This is a genomic window from Bacteroides mucinivorans, assembly GCF_034654355.2.
Taxonomy (GTDB): domain Bacteria; phylum Bacteroidota; class Bacteroidia; order Bacteroidales; family Bacteroidaceae; genus Bacteroides; species Bacteroides nordii.
In genome coordinates this window covers 2,433,236-2,457,783 of sequence record NZ_CP178179.1, presented here as the reverse complement: position 1 = coordinate 2,457,783, position 24,548 = coordinate 2,433,236, and the positions used below count along the sequence as shown (strand labels likewise).

General features: G+C 41.8%; 19 protein-coding genes, 6 tRNA genes and 1 riboswitch. Of the genes, 12 read left to right on the top strand and 13 right to left on the bottom strand.

Annotation, left to right across the window (positions count from 1 at the left end; genetic code table 11):
- Positions 1 to 31: 31 nt before the first annotated feature.
- From VCM39_RS09035 to nspC, 8 genes are all read right to left on the bottom strand, one after another.
- Positions 32 to 2,704, bottom strand: coding sequence for an outer membrane beta-barrel protein (locus VCM39_RS09035; protein WP_322933045.1), 2,673 nt, complete (start codon positions 2,702 to 2,704; stop codon positions 32 to 34).
- A gap of 315 nt (positions 2,705 to 3,019) precedes the next feature.
- A tRNA-Gly gene (locus VCM39_RS09030) sits at positions 3,020 to 3,092 on the bottom strand.
- Between the two features lie 37 nt (positions 3,093 to 3,129).
- Positions 3,130 to 3,211 (bottom strand) — tRNA-Leu (locus VCM39_RS09025).
- A gap of 17 nt (positions 3,212 to 3,228) precedes the next feature.
- Positions 3,229 to 3,301: transfer RNA gene (locus VCM39_RS09020), tRNA-Gly, on the bottom strand.
- A gap of 16 nt (positions 3,302 to 3,317) precedes the next feature.
- Positions 3,318 to 3,401, bottom strand: a tRNA-Leu gene (locus VCM39_RS09015).
- 37 nt (positions 3,402 to 3,438) lie between these two features.
- A tRNA-Leu gene (locus tag VCM39_RS09010) sits at positions 3,439 to 3,520 on the bottom strand.
- 30 nt (positions 3,521 to 3,550) lie between these two features.
- Positions 3,551 to 3,623: transfer RNA gene (locus tag VCM39_RS09005), tRNA-Gly, on the bottom strand.
- Positions 3,624 to 3,740: 117 nt separating this feature from the next.
- A complete protein-coding gene (gene nspC, locus VCM39_RS09000) occupies positions 3,741 to 4,880 on the bottom strand; it encodes a carboxynorspermidine decarboxylase (RefSeq protein WP_221650188.1) in 1,140 nt (379 codons plus the stop codon).
- Between the two features lie 130 nt (positions 4,881 to 5,010).
- On the opposite strand from nspC, the gene VCM39_RS08995 reads away from it, so the two are divergent.
- Positions 5,011 to 5,559, top strand: coding sequence for an NAD(P)H-dependent oxidoreductase (locus VCM39_RS08995; protein WP_322933046.1), 549 nt, complete (start codon positions 5,011 to 5,013; stop codon positions 5,557 to 5,559).
- A gap of 219 nt (positions 5,560 to 5,778) precedes the next feature.
- Here the strand turns inward: VCM39_RS08995 and VCM39_RS08990 are convergent, their stop codons facing one another.
- Both VCM39_RS08990 and VCM39_RS08985 read right to left on the bottom strand, forming a co-directional pair.
- Entirely contained in the window at positions 5,779 to 6,453 is a 675-nt protein-coding gene (locus VCM39_RS08990) for a glycine zipper domain-containing protein (RefSeq protein WP_221650186.1), read from the bottom strand.
- A gap of 57 nt (positions 6,454 to 6,510) precedes the next feature.
- A complete protein-coding gene (locus VCM39_RS08985) occupies positions 6,511 to 8,874 on the bottom strand; it encodes an ATP-dependent helicase (RefSeq protein WP_322933047.1) in 2,364 nt (787 codons plus the stop codon).
- Positions 8,875 to 8,953: 79 nt separating this feature from the next.
- Between VCM39_RS08985 and VCM39_RS08980 the strand changes: the two genes are divergently transcribed.
- From VCM39_RS08980 to VCM39_RS08935, 10 genes are all read left to right on the top strand, one after another.
- The gene (locus VCM39_RS08980; RefSeq protein WP_322933048.1) at positions 8,954 to 10,666 is read left to right on the top strand and encodes a hypothetical protein; all 1,713 of its coding nucleotides are present in this window, start codon (positions 8,954 to 8,956) and stop codon (positions 10,664 to 10,666) included.
- A gap of 84 nt (positions 10,667 to 10,750) precedes the next feature.
- Entirely contained in the window at positions 10,751 to 11,368 is a 618-nt protein-coding gene (locus tag VCM39_RS08975; protein WP_195350321.1) for a superoxide dismutase, read from the top strand.
- A 432-nt stretch (positions 11,369 to 11,800) separates the two neighbouring features.
- Positions 11,801 to 11,893: riboswitch (TPP riboswitch) on the top strand.
- Between the two features lie 58 nt (positions 11,894 to 11,951).
- A complete protein-coding gene (gene thiS / locus VCM39_RS08970) occupies positions 11,952 to 12,152 on the top strand; it encodes a sulfur carrier protein ThiS (protein ID WP_025867280.1) in 201 nt (66 codons plus the stop codon).
- 3 nt (positions 12,153 to 12,155) lie between these two features.
- Entirely contained in the window at positions 12,156 to 12,776 is a 621-nt protein-coding gene (locus VCM39_RS08965) for a thiamine phosphate synthase (protein WP_322933049.1), read from the top strand.
- 49 nt (positions 12,777 to 12,825) lie between these two features.
- A complete protein-coding gene (locus tag VCM39_RS08960) occupies positions 12,826 to 13,605 on the top strand; it encodes a thiazole synthase (RefSeq protein WP_322933050.1) in 780 nt (259 codons plus the stop codon).
- 41 nt (positions 13,606 to 13,646) lie between these two features.
- Positions 13,647 to 15,341 carry a phosphomethylpyrimidine synthase ThiC gene (thiC, locus tag VCM39_RS08955; protein WP_322933051.1) on the top strand — a complete coding sequence of 565 codons (1,695 nt, stop codon included), beginning with the start codon at positions 13,647 to 13,649 and terminating at the stop codon, positions 15,339 to 15,341.
- 6 nt (positions 15,342 to 15,347) lie between these two features.
- On the top strand, positions 15,348 to 15,893 hold the full coding sequence (locus VCM39_RS08950) for a hypothetical protein (RefSeq protein ID WP_289293853.1): 546 nt from the start codon (positions 15,348 to 15,350) through the stop codon (positions 15,891 to 15,893).
- A gap of 1 nt (position 15,894) precedes the next feature.
- On the top strand, positions 15,895 to 17,019 hold the full coding sequence (thiH, locus tag VCM39_RS08945; protein WP_002559931.1) for a 2-iminoacetate synthase ThiH: 1,125 nt from the start codon (positions 15,895 to 15,897) through the stop codon (positions 17,017 to 17,019).
- 183 nt (positions 17,020 to 17,202) lie between these two features.
- Complete coding sequence (locus VCM39_RS08940) at positions 17,203 to 17,895, top strand: HesA/MoeB/ThiF family protein (RefSeq protein WP_289293851.1); 693 nt, start codon at positions 17,203 to 17,205, stop codon at positions 17,893 to 17,895.
- 60 nt (positions 17,896 to 17,955) lie between these two features.
- Positions 17,956 to 18,564, top strand: coding sequence for a thiamine phosphate synthase (locus tag VCM39_RS08935; protein ID WP_002559929.1), 609 nt, complete (start codon positions 17,956 to 17,958; stop codon positions 18,562 to 18,564).
- Between the two features lie 90 nt (positions 18,565 to 18,654).
- On the opposite strand, the gene VCM39_RS08930 is transcribed toward VCM39_RS08935, so the two are convergent.
- From VCM39_RS08930 to ppdK, 3 genes are all read right to left on the bottom strand, one after another.
- The gene (locus tag VCM39_RS08930) at positions 18,655 to 19,266 is read right to left on the bottom strand and encodes a porin family protein (RefSeq protein ID WP_289293850.1); all 612 of its coding nucleotides are present in this window, start codon (positions 19,264 to 19,266) and stop codon (positions 18,655 to 18,657) included.
- Between the two features lie 223 nt (positions 19,267 to 19,489).
- The gene (locus VCM39_RS08925) at positions 19,490 to 20,008 is read right to left on the bottom strand and encodes an outer membrane beta-barrel protein (protein WP_289293848.1); all 519 of its coding nucleotides are present in this window, start codon (positions 20,006 to 20,008) and stop codon (positions 19,490 to 19,492) included.
- A 199-nt stretch (positions 20,009 to 20,207) separates the two neighbouring features.
- Positions 20,208 to 22,928, bottom strand: a complete 2,721-nt coding sequence (gene ppdK / locus VCM39_RS08920) for a pyruvate, phosphate dikinase (RefSeq protein WP_289293846.1) — start codon at positions 22,926 to 22,928, stop codon at positions 20,208 to 20,210.
- A gap of 197 nt (positions 22,929 to 23,125) precedes the next feature.
- Here ppdK and rlmD point away from each other — a divergent pair, with 197 nt between their 5' ends.
- Positions 23,126 to 24,544 (top strand): 23S rRNA (uracil(1939)-C(5))-methyltransferase RlmD, encoded by a 1,419-nt coding sequence (gene rlmD, locus VCM39_RS08915; protein WP_322933052.1) that lies wholly within the window; start codon positions 23,126 to 23,128, stop codon positions 24,542 to 24,544.
- Positions 24,545 to 24,548 lie beyond the last annotated feature (4 nt).

Below are 24,548 nucleotides of genomic sequence, written 5' to 3'. Positions count from 1 at the left end.
GGAGACTGAAACGGAAAAATAAAGGACTGAGTTACTTACGCTTCACTTTACCGCCCATCTTATTTATTCTCACGATAACATGGAATATAAAGTAGCTCCCCAATACGTTGGACTCAGTGTCCCGTATGGAAGTTGCTGTGATAGTACGTGTCAGTGCGTTCTCTTGTTGCAGAATATCATAAATCTTGAATCGCAGCAACAATTGTTTCCGTTTGAAAAAAGATTTGGAGAGTTGTGCGTTCCACATCAGATAATCATTGCCCTCGTTTTGCCCGTATCCCGAACGCAGATTCCACACAGCATCACTATACACTTCAAAACCCCAGGGAAGATAGCATTGTACATTCATTCCCGCCTGATAGTTGAAGGTTTCTGTACGAATACTTTTCACATTATTGTATGAGTTATTGTAGACAACAGAACCCCGGGCACCAATTTCAATCTGTTTGGTTCGATAAGTGAGATTGAGTCTCTCCCGTGCTGTCAGATGGCGGACAGAACTCTTTTGCGGCTCTTCTTTATTAAGTGTAGTATATCCGTTTTTATTACTAAACCGAAGTTGGGAATACGTACGTACCAACCAATTCTTGTTCTTGAAAGGAGTACTCAGTGAAAAAGAGCCCTGTGCTTCCCAATTGCCGTTCATGTTGACTGGTATAGTAGTACGTCCACCGGTTTCACTATCATAAGTAACCTGATTAGTGACGCTGTTCAGCGTATTCTCAGCGGTAAGTTGCAACACCATATTGCGTTGATACTTCACATTATAAGAATTATAATTAAGATTGAAGGTATTGGTATACGAAGGTTTCAACGAAGGATTACCCATGCGGATATTCAACGGATTGGTTTGGTCAGAAATAGGTTGCAAATCACGGACAGAGGGTTGGCGACTCTTTCCACGATACGTTATTTGCAAACGCGTACGTTTGGAAAACTTATACCGGAAACTAACGGTCGGTGAGAAATTGAGTACACTTCGGGGAAGGCTGTATTTCAATACATCCAATACATAACTATCACTAACGGACTTTTGTGGTTCAAGATCAACCCCTACGTTATAGTTATACATTTTCTGTGTAGTGCGGACCGAAAGATTAACGAGATGATTGGAATATTGATTCTCAAAACAGTTACTATTCAGCGTATCCGGATCTTCTGTAAAATCTTCCAACTCCTTATTCCAGTTATAAGCCTTACGATCAGAGTTCGATGTACGATGCTGATAACTATAACGAAGTTGCAGGAAGTGTGCCCAAGGTAACGGTTCTACATATACCAATTGAATACGATAATTATCCCCATCCGTCTTATTATCAATCTTCTGATTCAATATTTTCTCCGTACCGGTTTTAAAATAACGGGTGGTGGCATAATTCAAGCGGTCTGATGTAGAAGCATTTGTACCATAATCCAGTTTCAAAGCAACATTACGCCCTCTGGTATTCAGTTTACGGTTCACCTGCAACATCAATGCCAGACTGTATTGCGAACTCTCCGACCAGTTGGAGGACTCTTTTTCGTTCAGTTCTTCCTCTCCCGACCAACTCTTCTGATAACTGGCTCCTCTACGGTCGGCCGTTGAATAGCGAAACGTAGGACGGAATATAAGATTGGTTACCGTATCTATCTTCCATTCCAGATAGGCATTTCCCGTTACTCCGTCATTTCTGTTTCGGCTACTGCTCGTACTGTTGGTTATAGACTTTTCCGCTTTCATAAAATTATCGGTCAGCGTCTTACTCTCCTCCTCACGATCCGTTCCGGAATACTGTACATTTGATCTGAATTTAACATTCCCCCAATCTTTACTGAAGTTAAATCCCAATGAACGGGAAGTCCCCATTCCTGCCCTGCCACGGGTATTTCCTGTAGCATTGGATGACTGTTGCTGAAGTTCCGAAAAGCCCTGATTATTTGTATTGTTCCAATTAGCAATCACTGTGAGCTGGGAGTTCTCACGAATACGGTTCATTGTGTTCGCCACTTCATAACGTTTTTTGCTTCCCATGCCACCAAGAAAATTATCCATCCAGCCCTTCTTCATATCCTTCTTCACAGAGAGATCGAGAATCATCTCTTCTTCACCGTCATCAATTCCTGTAAGACGTGCCAGATCAGACTTCCGCTCGTATGCTTTCAACTTCTCCACCATTTCCACCGGAAGATTCTTCAATGCTGCTTGTGGGTCATCCGAAAAGAATTCCTTACCATCCACCAATATCTTTTTCACTTCCTTTCCCTGGATCATCAGCTTACCATCCGCAGTAATCTCTCCTCCCGGCAACTGCTTCACAAGTTCCTCGAGCATAGAACCTTCAGGTGTACGAAAAGCAGAAGAGTTATATACTGTCGTATCATTCTCTGTAACTGCCATCGGAGCCTTGCCCGTAATAACAGTTTCTTCGAGCATAAACCCATCGGGAGCCAGACATATGTCACCGATCTTCCTGTCATTATAATTCAGTGTACGGTCTATTGCCGTATAACCTACATAAGATACATGAATGGATATTTTTACTGCTTTCCGGGCAGTAGCAGAAAGAGAGAAACGACCGTCAGCTCCAGTAGCTCCTCCGGTAATAAACGTACTATCGGGCAATACATAGATCTGAACAGCAGCATAAGGTACCGGTTCGCGGGTCTCTTCGTCAAGAACACGTCCGGTAAACACCACTTTACCGGACTGTGCCTTAATCTTCATTGTTGTGCATGCCAGTTGTAATACACAAAAAATTGAAAGAACCTGAAAGCAACCTATATACCTACTTATATTCAATGGACTTGTATTAGATGTTATTGTTAAATAGTTCCGCCGTTTACAGATTAGAGTTTATAAAGATAACAAGGTTAAAACAGAAGTGTTATTTTTAAGTTTTATTAAAGTTTAGGCTTATATACACAGAACAATTACTCAATTAACAAAGAAGGTACATGCCGATTCGGGGGGGGGTAAAGAAAAATAAACAAAAAAAAAGAGAGTATCCCGGTTTTATCCGAAATACTCTCTTTAACTCTGAGCGGAAAACGAGACTCGAACTCGCGACCCTAACCTTGGCAAGGTTATGCTCTACCAACTGAGCTATTTCCGCAATTTAGTCTCTCATCAATTGTCTATCAGAAAGACTGTGCCCAGAACAGGACTCGAACCTGCATGCCTCTCGACACACGCACCTGAAACGTGCGCGTCTACCAATTCCGCCACCTGGGCCTTTCTTCTTTTCAATGAGCGGAAAACGAGACTCGAACTCGCGACCCTAACCTTGGCAAGGTTATGCTCTACCAACTGAGCTATTTCCGCATATCTTTAATATTTGTGAAGAGAAGGAGACTCGAACTCCCACGACATAATTGTCACTACCCCCTCAAAGTAGCGCGTCTACCAATTCCGCCACCTCTCCAAATTTATTAAAGTACTTGAACTTATCCATTTCTTTGTGCCCAGAACAGGACTCGAACCTGCATGCCTCTCGACACACGCACCTGAAACGTGCGCGTCTACCAATTCCGCCACCTGGGCAAAGAATGAACTTCCAATATTTCAAAGATGAGCGGAAAACGAGACTCGAACTCGCGACCCTAACCTTGGCAAGGTTATGCTCTACCAACTGAGCTATTTCCGCAATTTCCGTTTGCGGTTGCAAAGGTAGACATTTTCTCTAAACATGCAAACATTCTGCTTGTTTTTTTCGTAAGAAAATAGTCACTTTGCTATACCCGCAAAAAGATTAGTTTGATTATCAACTCATTCGGTCACGATAATCTTCATAAGAGAACTGTTTATATATTTCAGCTGTCCCTCCTTCAGTCCACAAAGCAATAGAAGGGTGATGAATTCCATTAAACATATTTGTTTTCACCATTGTATAATGTATCATGTCTTCAAACACAATCCGTTCACCAATCCGAAGTTCATGATCAAAACTCCAAAGTCCCATATAATCGCCACTCAGACAGGAATTCCCCCCAAGACGATAAACAAATGTACCATTGTCTCCCATTTCGGCTCCACGCACAGCAGGCTGGTAAGGCATTTCAAGGCAATCGGGCATATGACAGGTAAAGCTGACATTGAGAATGGCGGTTTTAATACCACGGCTCTCCACTATATCAACAATCTCAGAAGTCAATACCCCGGTTTGCCAGGTGAATGCCGAACCAGGTTCAAGAATGATCCGAAGATGAGGATAACGGGATTTTAAGCCCTGAAGCAAATGAATGAGATGCTCTGTATCATACCCTTTACGAGTCATCAAATGTCCGCCTCCCAGGTTCAACCACTTTATCTGTGAAAACCAATGGGAGAACTTCTCTTCAATGTGCTGTAAAGTATGTTCCAGTTCAAAAGACGACGACTCGCAATGACAATGACAATGAAAACCCTCAATACCCTGCGGAAGAACTTCGGGCAACAAATCGGCTGTAATACCAAAACGGGTACCAGGAGCACAAGGATTATAAAGTTCAGTTTCCACTTCGGAATATTCGGGATTGATACGAATACCGCAGGAGATGTCACTCCCTTCTGCCAAAACCATTGGATAGAACCGTTGAAACTGTGCCAGTGAATTAAACGTGATATGACTGCTGCAACGCATGATTTCCGGAAAATCCTGTTCGGTGTAAGCAGGTGAATAAGTATGTGCTTTGCTACCAAACTCTTCGAGCGCCAGACGGGCTTCGTAAACAGAACTTGCCGTAGAGTGTGCGATATACTCACGGAATATGGGAAATGAACGCCACATGGCAAATGACTTAAAAGCAAGGATAATTTCCACCCCTGCCTTGTCGGCAACCTGCTTTATCAAACTCAGATTCTTTCTCAACAGTTCTTCTTCCATGATATAGCAAGGAGAAGGAAATTGGGTAAAGTCTATCATTTCAGAATATAGAATTTAGTAGTTAGTAGATAGTAAGTATAGAATAATGATGCAAAAATACGGAATGTTTTCTAATATTTTCTACCTTTACGAAATGATTTGATTCTTCACTAAAAATTAAGAAAACGTTATGGACAGAGATTTAAAGAAAGTAGTGATTCTCCTGGCGCATCCCAACATGAAAGAGTCACAGGCAAACAAGGTATTAGTGGATGCCGTAAAGGATATTGAAGAAGTAGCAGTTTACAATCTGTATGAGTTACAAACTTTCAATGTAGACGAATGGAGCAAAATTATTTCACATGCAGCCGCTATTATCTATCAGTTCCCGTTCTACTGGATGTCTGCCCCCTCACTACTAAAGAAGTGGCAAGATGAAGTATTCACCTATTTGGCCAAAACACCGGCTGTGGCGGGTAAACCACTCGTGGTAGTAACTACCACAGGCTCAGAATTCGATGCATATCGTAGTGGAGGAAGAAATCGTTTTACAGTAGACGAATTATTAAGACCTTATCAGGTGGGAGCTATTCACGCCGGAATGGTATGGAAAACCCCTATTATTGCATATGGCATGGGTACAAATGATGCTGCCAAAAACATAGCGGAAGGAGCAAATCTATACAGGCAAACAGTAGAAGCTCTGATAGGAACAGGAAATGCCGGCAATAGCTGGTGATGAATAATGTGCCAATATGTTAATATGCCAATGTGCCAATTAGCTGCGCTGTGTTACCGAAAGGCATTGGCATATTGGTATATTAACACATTGACACATTATTAATTAAAAGTACGTACTTTATTAGTATAAACTATGCATTTTAAGTGTGACTTAAAATGCATATTAAGTCATACTTAAATACGTACTTTTATAAGTAAAAGAATCTACTTCCCGATATCATCTTATTCTCTTCTGTGTTGGCAAAGAAAACTCTTGCCAATCACACTCCGCATTATCTCCGGCAGCCACGGTTACACGCAGTACCACTTCTCCATTTTTCAGTTTCTCTCCGGCCGATACCGTAGCAGTATAACGTATGCCTTCGCCCGGAGCAATCTGTTCTACCAAAACAGAGGGAGAAATAAATATATGTTTCATTCCGGTAACCTCTTCCACCGCAGGTACGACATCATAAACAGGAGTACGCCCTTCATTGACTATCTCAAAAATAACCTTGCTATTTTCACCGGCATCAATCACATGATTACGATTGTCATCAATAAAACGTATGTTCCGTATCTTCAAATTAGCTACCGCTACCGGACGTTGAGATACAGACTTCTTTCTTTCAATCACCTCCACATACTCATCTTCCTTCTGACGAGGCGTAGATACTGCATTTCCAATAGCCGCACCGGCAACCGTTCCTACAATCGTACCAATAGCAGAGCCACGATACCCGCCTCTCCATCCATGATTATTTTCACCGATAAGACCACCTATCGCACTACCTACCGAACCGCCAATAGAGGCTCCTGCCATAACGGCTCCAGGATTACCGGACATTCGTCCGGTAGCACAACCGCTTAACAGAAAAGCGGGTAAAATCATCCAAGCAATTAATCGTTTCATAACTCACTCTTTTTGTGGTGCTTCCCGCACAGAACATACGGCAAGCGGTTATTGTAATCATCCTATTACTTTAAAACGTGCAAAGCGCAGTAATAGTTGCTTTTCACCTGCATTTTTAAAGCGAATCGTTGCTTTTGCATTGTCTCCTGCTCCTTCTACCTTTACTACCTCTCCCAGGCCGAAACGCTCGTGTTCTATCACCTGTCCTGCCTGTATTCCCGCTATAGAAGCTGAAGAAGCAGACGACGGAATACTATTGCCACTTACCGCACTAACCTTTTTCAGATTTCTTGGCACAGTGGGAGCTATAACTTGTACTTTCGGCCGCTCACGGTCTGAAGTATTTGTACCGAAAGGAACACGTGAAGGAGAAACAGAACGGGCAAAACCTCCTTCAATCTCTCTGCGAAAACGTCCGGCACCTTCATCTACCGAACGGCCGACTCCATCCTCATGCGGTAACTGCAAATAATGAACATCAATATCACGCAAGAAGCGACTGGGACTTCCAAACTCCATCTTTCCATAACGAAAACGGGTTTTAGCGAAAGAGATGAAACAATGTTCCTCGGCACGGGTAATAGCTACATAGAATAAACGGCGCTCTTCTTCCAATGCCCGTGGAGAATCTCCTACCATACCACTTGGAAACAGATTCTCTTCCAATCCCACAACAAATACATTTTTAAACTCCAATCCCTTTGCCGAATGAACCGTCATTAAAGTTACTTTTTCTCCGTCATCGGCTTTATCTGAATCCTGGTCAGTAAGCAAGGCTATTTCCGAAAGAAAATCAGTCAGAGAAATGTTGGGATTTCCCTCTTCCTGCCGCAAAGCGCAGAAATCATTCATACCATTTACCAACTCTTCGATATTTTCCTTACGGCTCAAATTCTCCGGTGAAGTATCCTGGCAAACATCATTGATGATACCGGACTGACGAATGATGTCCGTTCCTATCTCATAGGCATTCTTTTCGGACAGATCGGTTATAAAGCCCTCTATCAGTTCCCGAAAACCTTGCAGTTTTGTATGCGTACCTTTATTAATTGTCAGTCCGTAACTCAACGGTTCACAGAGCACTGCCCAAAGGCTGACCCCATTATCAGTAGCTGCGGATATGATCTTCCCCACCGTAGTATCACCAATACCACGGGCAGGATAATTAATAATACGTTTGAATGCTTCTTCATCACTCGGATTCACCACCAACCGGAAGTAAGCAGTTACATCCTTAATTTCTTTCCGTTGGTAGAATGAAAGTCCGCCATAAATTTTGTAAGGCATACTGCGCTTCCGTAGTGCTTCTTCGAAAACACGGCTCTGTGCATTTGTACGATACAGAATAGCAAATTCAGAATATCCATAAGCGTGTTCACGCCGTAGTTCCGCTATTTTATTGACTACAATATCCCCTTCCTCTACATCGCTATAAGCCTGAAATACACCAATGGCTTCTCCTTTCTCTTTTTCGGAAAAGACCTCTTTGGGTATCTGCCGCTCATTCTTTGCAATCAGACTGTTGGCCGCACAAACAATGGTTTGCGTAGAACGATAGTTTTGCTCCAGCTTAAAAACTTTCGTATTAGGATAAATCTTGGTGAAATAGAGAATGTTATCAATATCTGCTCCCCGGAAAGAGTATATACTTTGAGCATCGTCTCCAACCACACAAACCCGCTGATTCTCTTTTGTCAATTGGAGTACAATACTGTGTTGTGCATAGCTAGTATCCTGATACTCATCTACCAGCACATAGCGGAATTGCTCACTATAACGCGCCCGTACCTCAGGAAAATCACGAAAGAGAATATAAGTATATACCAGTAAATCATCAAAATCCATAGCTCCCGCCTGGCGGCAACGCTCCCAATAGCGACGATATATATCACGAATGGCAGGCATTTTAGCTGCCTGATCTTCAGTGTATGCCTCTTTGTTTGCAGCATAATCGGAAGGCAGCACGAGATGATTTTTAGCTTTGGAAATGCGTCCCTGTACCACACCGGGCTTATAGGTTTTATCATCTAATCCCATTTCTTTAATGATAGAACGCAAAAGGCTCTTGCTATCGGCCGAGTCATAAATGGTAAATTGCGAAGTAAACCCTATGGACTGTGCTTCGGCACGGAGAATACGTGAAAAGACAGAATGAAATGTACCCATCCAAAGATAACGGGCGCGCTGCTCACCCACCTGACGGGCAATGCGTTCTTTCATTTCCCGGGCCGCCTTGTTAGTAAAAGTGAGTGCAAGGATATTCCAGGGATTATAATCGTTTTCGAGTAAATAAGCTATTTTATAAGTTAGCACACGGGTTTTCCCGGAACCAGCACCGGCTATAACAAGTGATGGTCCGTCATTATAAAGTACCGCAGCACGCTGGCTTTCGTTCAATTCTTCGATATAGTTTCTTTCCATAGCGGCAAAATTATAACATTCATTTGACAATATATGTAATTTTATATACTTTTGTGACTTAACATCAAATAAAACAGGTATGATAAAAAAGAGTATCTCTTTAGTTGCCATTCTTCTCATAAATATGACAACAGGAGCCTTACAAGTCATGGCACAGAAACAAGACCGTGTGGGAAAGCTCCTAAAACTCCTAAGTGAAAATGAAACCGAGAAATTTCAAAAAGGCCGCGAGAAGCTGGATGAGAAAACAATCCAGGCATTTGCAGCCGAAGTAGAACTAATGGACATCATGTGCCGCCTGTGGACCCAACCGGACAATAAAAGTGCCGCCGACTACTACCCTACCTACGCTAAAGCCGTCAAAGGAAGCTTGCCCGCTATTTGTAATGAAAACGAAATAGATTTTGCTCCTTTGCGGGAACGTACCAATAAGGTGATAACCGAAGTATTGAATACAACACAAGACAAACTGACATTGAGCAAACAATTAATAGAAGGAGCTAAAAGCGGCAAATACCCCATTTCACAGGCACAGATGGATCTCTTCTACATAACAAGAGAAGATGCATTAATGGAAGACTGTGAAGAGAAAAATAACGCCGGCAAATATGAGAATTACTTCAATGAATTTCCGAAAGGCAAATATCTGGTAAAACTCATGAATGAATACAACCAACTCTTATACGACAATGTGAAACGGGCACCCACTCATGCCAATTTCAAGAACTTTTTCGATAATACAACTTTGAACCGTTATTTCAACGGAATGTCCGGCCGTAAATACACTCCGGAGGTACGTGATTTATATGATGATTATCTCTTTTCCATGATACAACAAGCGGGAGTACCGGTATCTAAGAAACAATGCATCAGTGATTATGAGAACGCATCTTATCTGGAAGAAGGCCAGCGCAAATATACCTCTGAACTGGAATACATAAAAGACAGTGTGGACTATGAACTGATGAAACCGGAAGTGAATAGCAACAGTAAACTGGGATTAGTTCGAGATTTTCTGACTACACATAAATACAGAGAGTTTCGCGACAAAGCACAGGACTTGTGCAAGCAGTTCGAAGATTCGGTGATATGGATTACTCCTGCTTCGATCAAATATTACAAAAAAGGAATACTGACGAAAACAGAAGAAAAGCAAAATAATAAAAATACCACAGAGGTATATACTTATCTGAAAAACGGAAAGCCGGCGGGTATAGACATTACTACCGGTAACCTGCAATTCCATACCTCTTTCTTTTACGATGCACAGGATAGATGTATACAGGAAATACAGATAAATAGCAAAACAAAAAAAGAAATATATAAGAGGACAAGAACATTTGATACTGATGGAACAATCCAGAGTGATTCACTGAAATATACCGATGGCAGACTGGTATTGAACAGCTACAATCATCAGGGAAAACTAATAGAAGAAAAGGAGTACAATAAAGATGTTATGCTCTCGTCCACAGTGCATCAATATGACAGCAAAGGAAATGAAATAAGGTCACAATATGTATTGCCGCTCCCTAAAAATCCGCTACCGACACAAATCAGTTCACAGACAGATGTATATGAATATGATAAATACGGTTATCTGGCAAAAATCATTTCTACACAAATACTGGTAAACAACGAAAAAAGAGTCTGCTCACAGTATTTCGCGTATGATGAATTTGGGAACCAGATAGATAGCAACATGTATTATGAATACGATCAGGCCGGACGATGGATACGGAAAACAGCAAAGGGAAATCCGGAGATAACGGAACAAATAATAATTAAATAGAACAAACAGATAGATTTTTGATTGTCTCTATAAACATTTATGGGTTTTCGTATGTTAATAGTGTATAGTTAATAACCAAACATTATGAATACATTATTAATGTCTTTAATATTTATAACCATGACTTACGAGATGCCTAAACTTCCGTACGCTAATAATGCGCTGGAACCTGTAATCAGTCAGCAAACTATAGATTTTCATTATGGTAAACATCTGCAAACCTACGTAAATAACCTCAATAGCCTTGTTCCGGGAACCGAGTTCGAAGGTAAGACCGTAGAAGAGATCGTAGCAAAAGCGCCGGATGGTGCCATTTTCAATAATGCCGGACAGGTACTGAATCATACACTCTACTTTTTACAATTTGCAGGAAAGCCTTCAAAGAAAGAACCTTCCGGTAAATTGGCAGAAGCCATCAAACGTGACTTTGGTAGCTTTGAAAACTTTAAGAAAGAATTCAATGCAGCTGCAGTTGGATTGTTCGGTTCAGGTTGGGCCTGGTTGTCAGTAGACAAAAATGGCAAACTGCACATCACTAAAGAAGCCAACGGAAGCAACCCGGTACGTGCCGGACTGAAACCGATTTTAGGCTTTGACGTGTGGGAACATTCCTACTATCTGGATTATCAGAACCGTCGTGCAGATCATGTAAATGCCCTTTGGGACATTATCGATTGGGAAGTAGTTGACAAACGAATGTAATAAACCCCTCAACATTGTAAAAAAGACTATCACTCAAAATTGAGTGATAGTCTTTTTTTTAGGTTCATCCAACAAACGCGGAGTTATCAAAAAAGTAACTACAAGTTTTTTTAAAAGAAGAGATGTGAGATGGGATACGAGTATTCACCTTTATATAACCCACTGATTTTCAAGAAATATAATCCTATTATATAAAGACAAACAAGAGTGTACACTTATCCGAATGTTAATTGTACACTTTTGCCATCCTATATTGTACACTTTTGATATACTAAAGTGTACAATATAGGATAGCATATCCAAAGCGTTAAAAATGGCATTAACAATATTAACAAACTACGTATTTGCCGGATGAACATTTTCTATACATCCATCAAAAAATAATCCTCTGTTTTGCCGTTTTTCTGCATCTTTTTCATTTACTTTGCCCCTGTAAAAACAAAGGGGTGCCCTATAAGGGGCTGAGATTATACCCTGGAACCTGATGCAGTTAGCACTGACGTAGGAATTGTGTTACTTTTATCGCCTCCACTATTAGCACTCTCTTTGTATTTACTTTCATTATAATTTTAATTCTGTAGCAATGAAAGTACAAGTTAACAACAAAGAAGTAAAAATCACTGATGCTTCTACCATCACCCAACTGACTGAACAGTTGGAACTTCCTTCGCAAGGCATTGCCATCGCGGTAAACAATAAAATGATTCCACGCACAGAGTGGGACAAATTTGTACTGCACGAGAGTGACAATCTGGTTATAATTAAAGCAGCTTGCGGAGGATAAGAAATGATCAATCTACAATTTATTACCCACCAGACTGAAAAATATTCGTATCTGGACTCGGCACGTATGGCACTCGAAGGCGGATGCAAATGGATACAACTACGAATGAAAGAGGCCCCGCTTGAAGAGGTAGAAGCCGTTGCCCTGCAATTGCAACAAATGTGCCGGGAATACGAGTCCATCCTAATATTGGATGATCATGTAGAACTGGCAATAAAATTAGAAGTAGACGGAGTACATTTGGGCAAAATGGATATGCCGGTAGCAGAAGCCCGTCAACGAATGGGAGAACAATTCATTATCGGAGGAACAGCTAATACCTTCGAAGATGTAAAAATGCTATATGAGGCAGGAGTTGATTATGTAGGGATAGGCCCCTTCCGCTTTACTACAACTAAAAAGAATCTGAGCCCTGTGTTAGGACTGAAAGGATACACATCCATTCTTTCACAAATGGAAAAAGAAGATATCACGTTGCCGGTAGTTGCCATCGGAGGAATTACTTTCGAAGATATCCCCGACATTATGAAAACCGGAGTGAATGCTATCGCCCTTTCCGGTACCATCTTGCGGGCAGAAAATCCTATAGAGGAAACAAGCCGGATTTTATCAATTAACATCTAGAAAATACTCCTCCCCACAATTCATAAATTATAATTCACAAATCACAGATATGGAAAAACTTATTATTGCGAGACGTGAGTTCAACTCCCGTCTTTTCCTGGGAACAGGCAAATTCAACTCTAATGAACTGATGGAACAATCTCTTCTGGCATCGGGTACCGAAATGGTGACAGTAGCTATGAAACGTATTGATATGGACAACAAAGAAGATGACATGCTGAGACATATCATCCATCCGCATATTCAGTTATTGCCCAATACATCGGGAGTAAGAAATGCCGAAGAGGCTATATTTGCCGCACAAATGGCGCGTGAAGCATTCGGTACAAACTGGCTGAAACTCGAAATTCATCCCGACCCACGTTATCTCCTTCCCGATTCTGTAGAAACCCTGAAGGCTACTGAAGAATTAGTGAAATTAGGCTTTGTTGTACTCCCCTATTGTCAGGCCGACCCTGTGCTTTGTAAACAACTGGAAGAAGCCGGTGCTGCAACAGTAATGCCACTGGGTGCTCCTATCGGAACAAACAAGGGATTGCAAACGAAAGAATTCCTGAAAATTATCATCGAACAGGCCAATATCCCTGTAGTAGTAGACGCCGGTATCGGTGCTCCAAGCCATGCGGCAGAAGCCATGGAGTTAGGTGCATCTGCCTGCCTGGTCAATACAGCCATTGCAGTAGCAGCTGATCCGTTAGAAATGGCCAAAGCATTCAAGATGGCAGTAGAAGCCGGACGTATGGCTTACGAAGCTGGTTTAGGCATGCAAGCGGATAACCTCATTGCGGAAGCAAGCTCTCCGCTTACAGCATTTCTAAATATACAATAATAGCTGCGACATAGACGCACTGTAATTTAACAACTAATTATATGGAACAAAAAATAAAATTCCCACGCTCTGAGAAAGTGTATATGCCCGGCAAACTATTCCCTGAAATACGGGTAGCTATGCGCAGAGTAGAACAAGTGCCAAGCACAACTTTCGATGGTGACGAGAAGATTATAACGCCCAATCCAAAAGTTTATGTATATGACACCAGTGGGCCTTTCAGTGATACCAATGTATCTATCGACCTGAAAAAAGGCTTACCACGCCTACGTGAAGCGTGGATTCTGAAACGGAACGATGTAGAGCAATTACCCGAAATTACCTCTGAGTATGGCCGTATGCGCCGGAATGACAAAGGATTGGATCATCTGCGCTTTGAACATATCGCTCTACCTTATCGGGCAAAGAAAGGTGAACACATTACTCAAATGGCATATGCCAAACGTGGTATCATCACTCCGGAGATGGAATACGTAGCTATCCGTGAAAATATGAACTGCGAAGAATTGGGTATAGAAACGTACATTACCCCCGAGTTTGTCCGTCAGGAAATAGCCGAAGGGCGTGCTGTATTACCTGCTAATATTAATCACCCGGAAGCAGAACCTATGATTATCGGGCGTAACTTCCTGGTGAAAATCAATACAAATATCGGAAACTCTGCCACAACCTCCGGTATTGACGAAGAAGTGGAAAAAGCCGTATGGAGCTGCAAATGGGGCGGCGACACACTTATGGATCTCTCAACAGGAGAAAATATCCATGAAACACGCGAGTGGATCATCCGTAATTGCCCGGTACCAGTAGGTACTGTACCCATCTATCAGGCTCTGGAGAAAGTTAATGGGAAAGTGGAAAATCTTACCTGGGAACTTTACCGCGATACTTTGATTGAACAATGCGAACAGGGTGTAGACTATTTTACCATCCATGCAGGAATTCGCCGTCACAATGTACATCTGGCAGAAAAACGTCTTTGCGGAATTGTAAGCCGTGGTGGAAGTATTATGAGTAAATGGTGCCTTGTACATGACCGTGAAAGTTTCCTCTACGAGCATTTTGATGACATTTGTGATATTCTGGCACAATATGACGTAGCCGTTTCATTGGGAGACGGCCTTCGCCCCGGTTCTATCCACGACGCTAATGATGAAGCACAATTTGCCGAGCTCGACACCATGGGAGAACTTGTAGTGCGTGCCTGGGAAAAGAATGTGCAGGCATTCATTGAAGGGCCTGGACATGTACCTATGCACAAAATCAAAGAAAACATGGAACGTCAGATAGAAAAATGTCACAATGCTCCTTTCTATACCCTCGGTCCGTTGGTTACAGACATCGCTCCCGGATATGACCATATTACATCAGCTATTGGTGCTGCACAGATTGGTTGGTTGGGCACAGCAATGCTCTGCTATGTCACTCCGAAAGAACATCTTGCTCTGCCCGACAAAGAAGACGTACGCGTGGGAGTGATCACTTACAAAATTGCTGCTCATGCAGCCGATCTTGCGAAAGGACATCCCGGTGCACAGGTACGTGATAATGCACTAAGTAAAGCCCGTTATGAATTCCGTTGGAAAGACCAGTTCGACCTTTCACTTGACCCCGAACGTGCTTTCTCCTATTTCCATGCCGGGCGGCATACAGACAGAGAATATTGTACGATGTGCGGTCCTAACTTCTGTGCCATGCGTCTGAGTCGTGAACTCAAAAACACAAAGAAAGAAGAATAAACAGATATGGAAAGAATCGACGAGTTTCGTAATGCCCTGTTGGTGCATATTTCTGAATTGAACATTGAACCAATGGTAAAATCTCTCAGCCTTCATCCAGAGGAATTACCGGATATGTACAAACTCACCTTCGACAATAAACTCCTCGTTTCATGGCGTGCATTATGGGTTTGCGAAAAGCTAAGCGAGGTTCATCCCGGTTGGTTTGTCCCATTACGGGAAGAACTGACAGGACGCTTGTTGAGTTGTACGCACGACGGTTCAAAACGCCTGCTTCTTTCCATTCTCTTCAATCTTCCGGTACAGGAACCTATATCTGTTCCTCTGCTGAATTTCTGTTTCGACCGTATGTTCTCGCCCGCTGAAAGTATCGGAGTACAAGCTTTGTGCATCAAGACCGCTTACCGGCTCTGCCAGAAAGAGCCGGAACTGTTGGGTGAATTACGTATCATTCTCGAAAGTGTTGAAACAGAATTCTTTTCAAAAGGAGTAACAACAACAATCCGGAATACACTGAAGAAAATAAATCAGACTACTAAAAGAAAAAAATAAAATGTTTTCAGATGAATTAGATAAAATATCCTGGGAGGAGACGACGAAAGCCATCTATTCCAAGACAGATGCCGATGTACGTCGGGCATTAGGAAAAGAACATTGTGACGTTAATGACTTTATGGCATTAATCTCACCAGCCGCAGCCCCTTATCTTGAGGTCATGGCACGGCTTAGCCAAAAATATACAATGGAGCGTTTCGGAAAGACGATTTCCATGTTCGTGCCTCTCTATCTTACCAACTCATGTACCAACTCATGCGTCTATTGCGGTTTTCACATCAGCAACCCGATGAAACGTACTATATTAACAGAAGAAGAAATGGTAAATGAATACAAAGCCATCAAAAAACTGGCTCCTTTCGAGAACCTGCTGTTGGTGACAGGAGAAAACCCGGCTGCCGCAGGAGTACCGTATATAGCACGGGCACTCGATCTGGCAAAACCCTATTTCAGTAATTTGCAAATAGAAGTTATGCCACTGAAGGCAGAGGAATATGAAGAACTGACCCATCATGGTCTGAATGGCGTTATTTGCTTTCAGGAAACCTACAACAAAGCAAACTATAAAACCTACCATCCCCGTGGCATGAAGTCTAAATTTGAATGGCGCGTTAATGGTTTCGACCGCATGGGACAGGCAGGTGTTCACAAAATAGGCATGGGCGTACTTATAGGGCTGGAAGAATGGCGAACAGACGTGACAATGATGGCATACCACCTGCGCTATCTGCAAAAGCATTACTGGAAAACCAAATATAGTGTAAACTTCCCACGTATGCGCCCTTCCGAAAATGGTGGTTTTCAACCAAACGTTGTCATGAACGACCGTGAATTGGCACAACTCACCTTTGCCATGCGCATCTTCGATCACGATGTAGATATCTCCTACTCCACCCGTGAGAGTGCGGAAATCCGTAATAATATGGCAACATTAGGTGTAACTACTATGAGCGCCGAAAGCAAAACAGAGCCGGGCGGATATTACAGCTATCCACAAACGCTCGAGCAATTTCATGTCAGTGATGAGCGCAAAGCCACAGAGGTAGAAAAAGCCCTGAAAAAGCTGGGACGCGAACCGATATGGAAAGACTGGGATCAGACTTTTGATTATAAACAACAATGAGGATTTAATATATTTACTATTAGACGATTTACAATTTACGATTGAAATTAGTCCTGCCACTTATATATATATCCAATATAGGAAATCATTCTTCAATCGTAAATCGTCTAATCGTAAATATATTAATGTAAACCCAAGTAATTTCAATCGTAAATCGTAAATTGTCTAATCGTAAATATATTCATGCGTTACAACAGACAAATAATTCTTCCGGAAATTGGAGAAGAAGGACAAGCCAAGCTAAAAGCCGCTAAAGTTCTGATAGTCGGTGTGGGAGGACTCGGCTCTCCTATCGCCCTTTATTTAGCAGGGGCAGGAGTAGGTACACTAGGACTCGTAGATGACGATGAAGTAAGTATCAGTAATCTGCAACGGCAAGTATTATACACAGAAGATGAATTAGGCGATTTTAAAGCAGTCTGCGCTGCCATGCGCCTTACAGCACTCAATAGCGAAATTACAGTAAATTCCTGCCCGGGCCGGTTGAGCAAAGAAAATGCTAAAGAGCTTATCAGTGACTATGATATTGTTGTGGATGGTTGCGATAACTTTTCTACACGATATCTGATCAATGATATCTGTGTAGAACAAGGCAAACCTTATGTCTACGGAGCCATCTGTGGCTTTGAAGGTCAAGTATCTGTATTCAATTATGGCAAGACAAAAAAGACATACCGGGATTTATACCCCAACGAAGAAGAGATGCTACGTATGCCTCCTCCACCTAAAGGAGTAATAGGCGTCACGCCTGCCATTACCGGAAGTGTAGAGGCAACCGAAGTTTTAAAGATAATCTGTGGTTTTGGAGAGGTTTTAGCCGGTAAACTATGGACAATTGACTTGCGGACATGGCAATCTAACATATTTTCACTATAAACGTTGGTCTCGCAAATAGTTAATTACTAACTTTGCTAAACAAACTGTTTAACATAAAAAATGAAGCTTATTGTAGTTACCACCCCCACCTTCTTCATTGAAGAGGACAAAATAATTACTGCTCTTTTTGAAGAGGGTCTGGATATCCTACATCTTAGAAAACCGGAAACTCCCGCTATGTACTCAGAACGTCTTTTGACACTCATACCGGAAAGATATCACAATCGTATAGTAACACATGAACATTTCTATCTGAAAGAAGAATTCAATCTGATGGGAATTCATTTGAATAGTCGTAACCCTAAAGAACCGCATGATTACGCCGGACACGTAAGTTGTTCATGCCATTCAGTAGAAGAAGTAAAAAATAAAAAGCATTTTTACGACTATGTGTTCATGAGCCCTATCTACGACAGTATTTCAAAAGTCAATTATTACTCTACATATACTGCCGAAGAACTTCGCCAAGCACAAAAAGATAAAATTATTGACTGTAAAGTCATGGCCCTTGGAGGCATCAACGAAGATAATTTACCAGAGATAAAAGATTTCGGATTCGGTGGTGCTGTAGTATTGGGAGACGTATGGAATAAATTTGATGCCTGTTGTGACCGTGATTATCTGGCGGTAATAGAGCATTTCAAGAAACTGAAAAGACTGGCTGATTAAGAGAGTATAGTCACTCTATAAAAAACTCCCACTTCATTCTTGATGAATAAGGTGGGAGCTTCGTTTATTAATAAAAGTAGTTAGGTTATCTTAAAATTTATATCCTAAAGTAATAGCACAGCTTATGTTTTTAGGATTGGAGTCAATATTCATATCCATCAACTTCACCAAACCAAACTGCCCGTCGAGTCCTACTATAATCCGACCAAACTCAGCCGCAACACCAACTCCTAAGCCTGCATCAAAACGATCAAAAGCATCACTGCCAAAAGTTTTTTCTTTTATGTCCGTCTTTAATCCCCAAACCTTCATTTTGGTTCTGGTTTTCCCTCCTACTCCACAAGCCATATACGGACCGGCACTTACCACAATATTTGTATTATTAGCCACATTAAAACGTGCTGCCATCATAATTGGTAATTCAAAATACATCGCGTTGAATTTCACATCAGCTTCATCGCCAGAGACCGTTGCACTAAACTTAGCCCCCTTCTGGGATAAGAATAAGGAAGGTTGTAATAACCATGTATCATTAAAGGCATATTCCATTCCTACCCCTAATTTAACACCAACTTTTGCACTTACATCCAGATCACCTGTAAAGTTGCTAATATTCATACCGACTTTAGCATTCCATGAAACCTGTGAAAAACCTGCTACCGATAATAAAGCAAACATCACTAATAAAATACTTTTCTTCATGATTTTAGTGTTTTAATTAATAAAAAGCCATTTAAGTCTCTGTGTCTAACAACAATATACAAATGTATAATCTAATTACACACAAAACAAATATTAAGTCAACAAATACAAAACAAATAGATATTACATACTAAAAAAGGGAATTCCCTATTTACCGGAACTCCCTTCCCTATTTTTATTAGAAAATAAAGAATCTTCGCTCTAAATTTTCAAAATCGGTTTATTAAAATTCATAGTGGAAACCAAAACTCAGATCTTCACTACGTAAGCTGATGCCGAAGCCATCTTCTTTTACTGTATAATCATCTCTGAAACCAACAAAGCCACATTTAGCAACAAGGCTAAAACTTTTATTCAGTTTAAGAGCGATACCCGGTTGTAATCCGATTTCATAACCGTTAATTGCATCATCAGCATCTTTCACACGGCTTGTAGAAAATCCCAAACCACCGTCAATAAATAGTCTTACAATCTTATTCTCATAATATGAAAAACGAGCATAAGGTGCAATAGCAACACTGTTTGCCTTCAATCCCTTCAAATAGTCATGAGCATAAGAAAAAGTTACACCTACCGCCCATTTCTCGCTGAGGTTATAGCCTACTTCCGGAGCTATTGTAAAGTTTGTTCTATTGGCATCAGTATTACGCCATAAATTGAATGTACCACCCATGTAAATATCCTGCGCATTCACAGACAAAGTTGCAACCACAACAAACAAAAATACTAATAGTTTTTTCATTTTTCTTTTTATTTTAAATTAAACATAAAATAGGCAAGCATCCGGTGTCTATTTATTTCGGGGCGCAAAGGTATAACAAGAGTTCTTATTATACAATTTTTTAGTTAGTTTTTTATAAAATACCCAAACAAGGCAAATAAAAGAGGGAAACCTTTTTGAATGGCTTCCCTCTCTTAAAATTAATATACAGTACTAATTATCAATCTTCTATCGCCGCCTGCGCCGCTGCAAGTCTTGCAATGGGTACTCTGAACGGAGAACAGCTTACATAGTTCAATCCTACTCTATGGCAGAATTTCACAGAAGATGGTTCACCACCATGTTCACCGCAAATACCACATTTCAAGTCCGGACGAACAGCACGACCTTTTTCTGTTGCCATACGTACCAATTGGCCTACACCCTTCTGATCGAGTACTTGGAATGGGTCTACTTTCAGAATCTTCTTTTCCAGATAGACCGGAAGGAAGGAAGCGATATCATCACGAGAATAACCAAAGGTCATCTGAGTCAGGTCATTTGTACCGAATGAGAAGAATTCGGCAGAAGAAGCGATACGGTCGGCAGTCAGGGCAGCACGTGGAATTTCAATCATTGTACCTACCTTGAAGTCGATACGATCACCTACTTCAGCAAACAGTTTTTCAGCTTCCGCACGAATCACGTCTTCCTGTTGCTTAAACTCATACAGGATACCGGTCAGAGGCACCATGATTTCGGGATGTGTTTCAACACCCTCTTTCTTCAATTCAAGTGCAGCACCCAGAATAGCACGTGTCTGCATCTGAGTAATTTCAGGATATGTATTTCCCAAACGGCAACCACGGTGACCCAACATCGGATTGTGCTCACAAAGTGATTCTACACGCTGTTGAATATATTGCAGGCTTACACCCATTGTATCTGCCATTTCCTGCTGTCCTTTCAAATCATGCGGTACAAACTCATGCAAAGGAGGATCAAGCAGACGCACAGTCACCGGACAACCTTCCATAGCCTGGAATATCCCTTTAAAGTCAGCCTGCTGGTACGGAAGGATTTTAGCCAATGCCTTGCGACGTCCTTCGGCATCTTCTGCCAGAATCATTTCACGCATTGCCTTAATCTTTTCTCCTTCAAAGAACATATGTTCCGTACGGCAAAGCCCAATACCAACAGCACCAAAATCACGGGCTACTCTCGCATCATGCGGAGTATCGGCATTGGTACGCACCTGAAGTTTTGTATATTTATCGGCCAATGCCATCAATTCGGCAAAGTCACCGGAAAGCTCAGCAGCTTTGGTTTCTACCTTACCCTGATAAACTTCACCCGTACTACCATTCAATGAAATGTAATCACCTTCTTTCAGCAAAACACCATCTACTTCAACCGTACGTGCTTTATAGTCAATATTTAATGCGCCTGCACCGGAAACACAACATTTACCCATACCACGAGCCACAACAGCAGCATGTGAAGTCATACCACCACGTGCAGTAAGAATACCCTGTGCCACAGCCATACCTGCAAGGTCTTCAGGAGAAGTCTCAACACGCACCATAACCACTTTCTTACCTCCTGCAGCCCATTCGGCAGCATCATCAGCAAAGAAAACGATCTGTCCGGTTGCAGCTCCCGGAGAAGCCGGCAAACCACGAGTCAATACCTTCGCTTGTTTCAAAGCATTTTTATCGAATACAGGGTGAAGAAGTTCATCCAGTTTATTGGGTTCAACACGCATCAAAGCTGTTTTCTCGTCAATCATTCCCTGATGGAGCAAGTCCATAGCAATTTTCACCATAGCCGCACCGGTACGTTTACCGTTACGAGTCTGCAGGAACCACAACTTGCCTTCCTGTACAGTGAACTCCATGTCCTGCATATCGCGGTAATGATTTTCCAGTTTAGTCTGCAACGCATCCAGTTGCTTATAAATTTCGGGCATTGCCTCTTCCATTGAAGGGAATTTAGCAGCACGAATATCTTCGGTCACACCAGCCAGTACGGCCCAGCGTTGAGAACCAATCTTAGTAATTTGTTGCGGAGTACGAATACCTGCTACAACGTCTTCACCTTGTGCATTAATCAAATACTCACCATTGAAGAGATCTTCACCGGTAGCAGCATCACGTGAGAAGCAAACACCTGTAGCAGAAGTTTCACCCATATTACCGAACACCATAGCCTGTACACTGACAGCTGTACCCCATTCATCAGGAATTCCTTCCATCTTACGGTAAAGGATAGCACGTTCGTTCATCCATGAGTTAAATACTGCACATACGGCACCCCAAAGTTGTTCGTAGGCACAAGTCGGGAAATCTTTTCCGGTCTGTTCTTTTACAGCAGCTTTGAAACGTTTTACAAGTTCTTTAAGATCCGCCACTTCAAGTTCATTGTCCAGCTTCACTCCTTTTGCATGTTTCACGTCTTCGATGATAGCCTCAAACGGATCCACGTCTTCCTTGTTCACAGGTTTCATACCCAACACCACATCACCGTACATCTGTACGAAACGGCGATAAGAATCCCATGCAAAACGGGCATTACCAGTCTTACGGGTCAATCCTTCCACAACTTCGTCATTCAATCCCAGGTTAAGGATCGTATCCATCATACCCGGCATAGAAGCACGTGCTCCGGAACGAACGGAAACCAGCAAAGGGTTCTCAATATCGCCGAACTTCGACTTCATCAAGACTTCAATATTCTCAATCGCTTTTTCTACTTCATTTTTCAGGAGAGCTACGACTTTATCTTGTCCCAGTTCATAATATTCGGTACAAACGTCTGTTGTGATAGTAAATCCGGGAGGAACAGGAACCCCGATAAGGTTCATTTCTGCAAGATTGGCACCTTTGCCACCTAATAAATTCTTCATGTCGGCCTTGCCTTCTGCCTGACCATTACCAAAGGTATAAACTCTTTTTTTGTCCATAATATGTATTTAAAGTTGTCTATTGGGTTTTTCTGTTCGCAAATCTAAGTATATTTCGTAAACCAAAAAACTTTTAGCGAAAAAAGTTTCTGCTAAAATGCAATTTCGACATTGCAATCTTTATTATTTCAAAGGATAGAGATAAATCCCGAAAAAATGCCTATTTTTGCGAAATAATTTATTAGATTGGTGTAAAAGTGGCAAGAAAGAGAAAAGAGCTTCCCCTACTGGAGAAGGTAACAATTACGGATGTGGCTGCCGAAGGAAAAGCCATAGCAAAAGTAGACGACCTGGTGATTTTTGTTCCTTACGTAGTACCGGGCGATGTGGTAGATCTACAGATCAAACGTAAAAAGAATAAATATGCCGAAGCAGAAGCAGTGAAGTTTCACGAACTCTCTCCGATACGTGCCGTTCCTTTCTGCCAGCACTATGGTGTATGCGGCGGTTGTAAGTGGCAAGTGTTGCCTTATGCAGAGCAAATAAAATTCAAGCAGAAACAAGTAGAAGATAATCTGAGACGTATTGGAAAAATAGAACTGCCGGAGGTATCTCCTATCCTGGGTTCTGCCAAAACCGAATTCTACCGGAACAAACTGGAGTTCACTTTCTCCAACAAGCGCTGGCTCACCAACGAAGAAGTGAAACAAGATGTGAAATACGATCAGATGAATGCTGTAGGTTTCCACATCCCCGGAGCATTTGATAAAGTATTGGCAATAGAAAAATGCTGGTTGCAGGATGATATATCCAATCGTATCCGTAATGCAGTACGCGATTACGCCTACGAACACAATTACTCATTCATCAACCTGCGTTCTCAGGAAGGTATGCTTCGCAACATGATTGTCCGCACATCATCTACAGGAGAATTGATGGTAATTATCATCTGCAAGATTGTAGAAGAGGGCGAAATGAAACTTTTCAAGCAACTGTTGCAATACGTAGCAGATACATTTCCCGAAATAACTTCCCTCCTATACATTATTAATAATAAGTGTAACGATACTATCAATGATCTGGACGTACATGTATTCAAAGGCAACGATCATATGTTTGAAGAGATGGAAGGACTGCGCTTCAAAGTAGGTCCGAAATCATTCTACCAGACAAACTCGGAGCAAGCATACAATTTATATAAGATAGCCCGTAACTTTGCCGGCCTGACCGGAAACGAACTGGTCTATGACCTTTATACAGGTACGGGAACCATCGCTAACTTCGTATCACGTCAGGCCCGCCAGGTAATTGGTATCGAATATGTGCCCGAAGCCATTGAAGATGCAAAAGTAAATGCAGAAATCAATGACATCCATAATGCACTGTTCTTTGCAGGAGACATGAAAGATATGCTGACGCAGGATTTCATCAACGAATACGGACGTCCGGATGTGATTATAACCGATCCTCCCCGTGCCGGAATGCATCAGGATGTGGTAGATGTTATCTTGTTTGCCGAACCCAAACGGATTGTATACGTTAGTTGTAATCCGGCCACCCAAGCACGCGACTTACAGCTGCTTGATGTGAAATATAAGGTGACAGCCGTGCAACCGGTCGATATGTTCCCACATACGCACCATGTAGAAAATGTAGTATTGCTTGAACTCAGATAAAAGA

Coding starts and splice junctions, on each gene's coding strand:
- VCM39_RS09035 (WP_322933045.1), bottom strand. CDS start 2,704: ATGAAGATTAAGGCACAGTCCGGTAAAGTGGTGTTTACCGGACGTGTT.
- nspC (WP_221650188.1), bottom strand. CDS start 4,880: ATGATAGACTTTACCCAATTTCCTTCTCCTTGCTATATCATGGAAGAA.
- VCM39_RS08995 (WP_322933046.1), top strand. CDS start 5,011: ATGGACAGAGATTTAAAGAAAGTAGTGATTCTCCTGGCGCATCCCAAC.
- VCM39_RS08990 (WP_221650186.1), bottom strand. CDS start 6,453: ATGAAACGATTAATTGCTTGGATGATTTTACCCGCTTTTCTGTTAAGC.
- VCM39_RS08985 (WP_322933047.1), bottom strand. CDS start 8,874: ATGGAAAGAAACTATATCGAAGAATTGAACGAAAGCCAGCGTGCTGCG.
- VCM39_RS08980 (WP_322933048.1), top strand. CDS start 8,954: ATGATAAAAAAGAGTATCTCTTTAGTTGCCATTCTTCTCATAAATATG.
- VCM39_RS08975 (WP_195350321.1), top strand. CDS start 10,751: ATGAATACATTATTAATGTCTTTAATATTTATAACCATGACTTACGAG.
- thiS (WP_025867280.1), top strand. CDS start 11,952: ATGAAAGTACAAGTTAACAACAAAGAAGTAAAAATCACTGATGCTTCT.
- VCM39_RS08965 (WP_322933049.1), top strand. CDS start 12,156: ATGATCAATCTACAATTTATTACCCACCAGACTGAAAAATATTCGTAT.
- VCM39_RS08960 (WP_322933050.1), top strand. CDS start 12,826: ATGGAAAAACTTATTATTGCGAGACGTGAGTTCAACTCCCGTCTTTTC.
- thiC (WP_322933051.1), top strand. CDS start 13,647: ATGGAACAAAAAATAAAATTCCCACGCTCTGAGAAAGTGTATATGCCC.
- VCM39_RS08950 (WP_289293853.1), top strand. CDS start 15,348: ATGGAAAGAATCGACGAGTTTCGTAATGCCCTGTTGGTGCATATTTCT.
- thiH (WP_002559931.1), top strand. CDS start 15,895: ATGTTTTCAGATGAATTAGATAAAATATCCTGGGAGGAGACGACGAAA.
- VCM39_RS08940 (WP_289293851.1), top strand. CDS start 17,203: ATGCGTTACAACAGACAAATAATTCTTCCGGAAATTGGAGAAGAAGGA.
- VCM39_RS08935 (WP_002559929.1), top strand. CDS start 17,956: ATGAAGCTTATTGTAGTTACCACCCCCACCTTCTTCATTGAAGAGGAC.
- VCM39_RS08930 (WP_289293850.1), bottom strand. CDS start 19,266: ATGAAGAAAAGTATTTTATTAGTGATGTTTGCTTTATTATCGGTAGCA.
- VCM39_RS08925 (WP_289293848.1), bottom strand. CDS start 20,008: ATGAAAAAACTATTAGTATTTTTGTTTGTTGTGGTTGCAACTTTGTCT.
- ppdK (WP_289293846.1), bottom strand. CDS start 22,928: ATGGACAAAAAAAGAGTTTATACCTTTGGTAATGGTCAGGCAGAAGGC.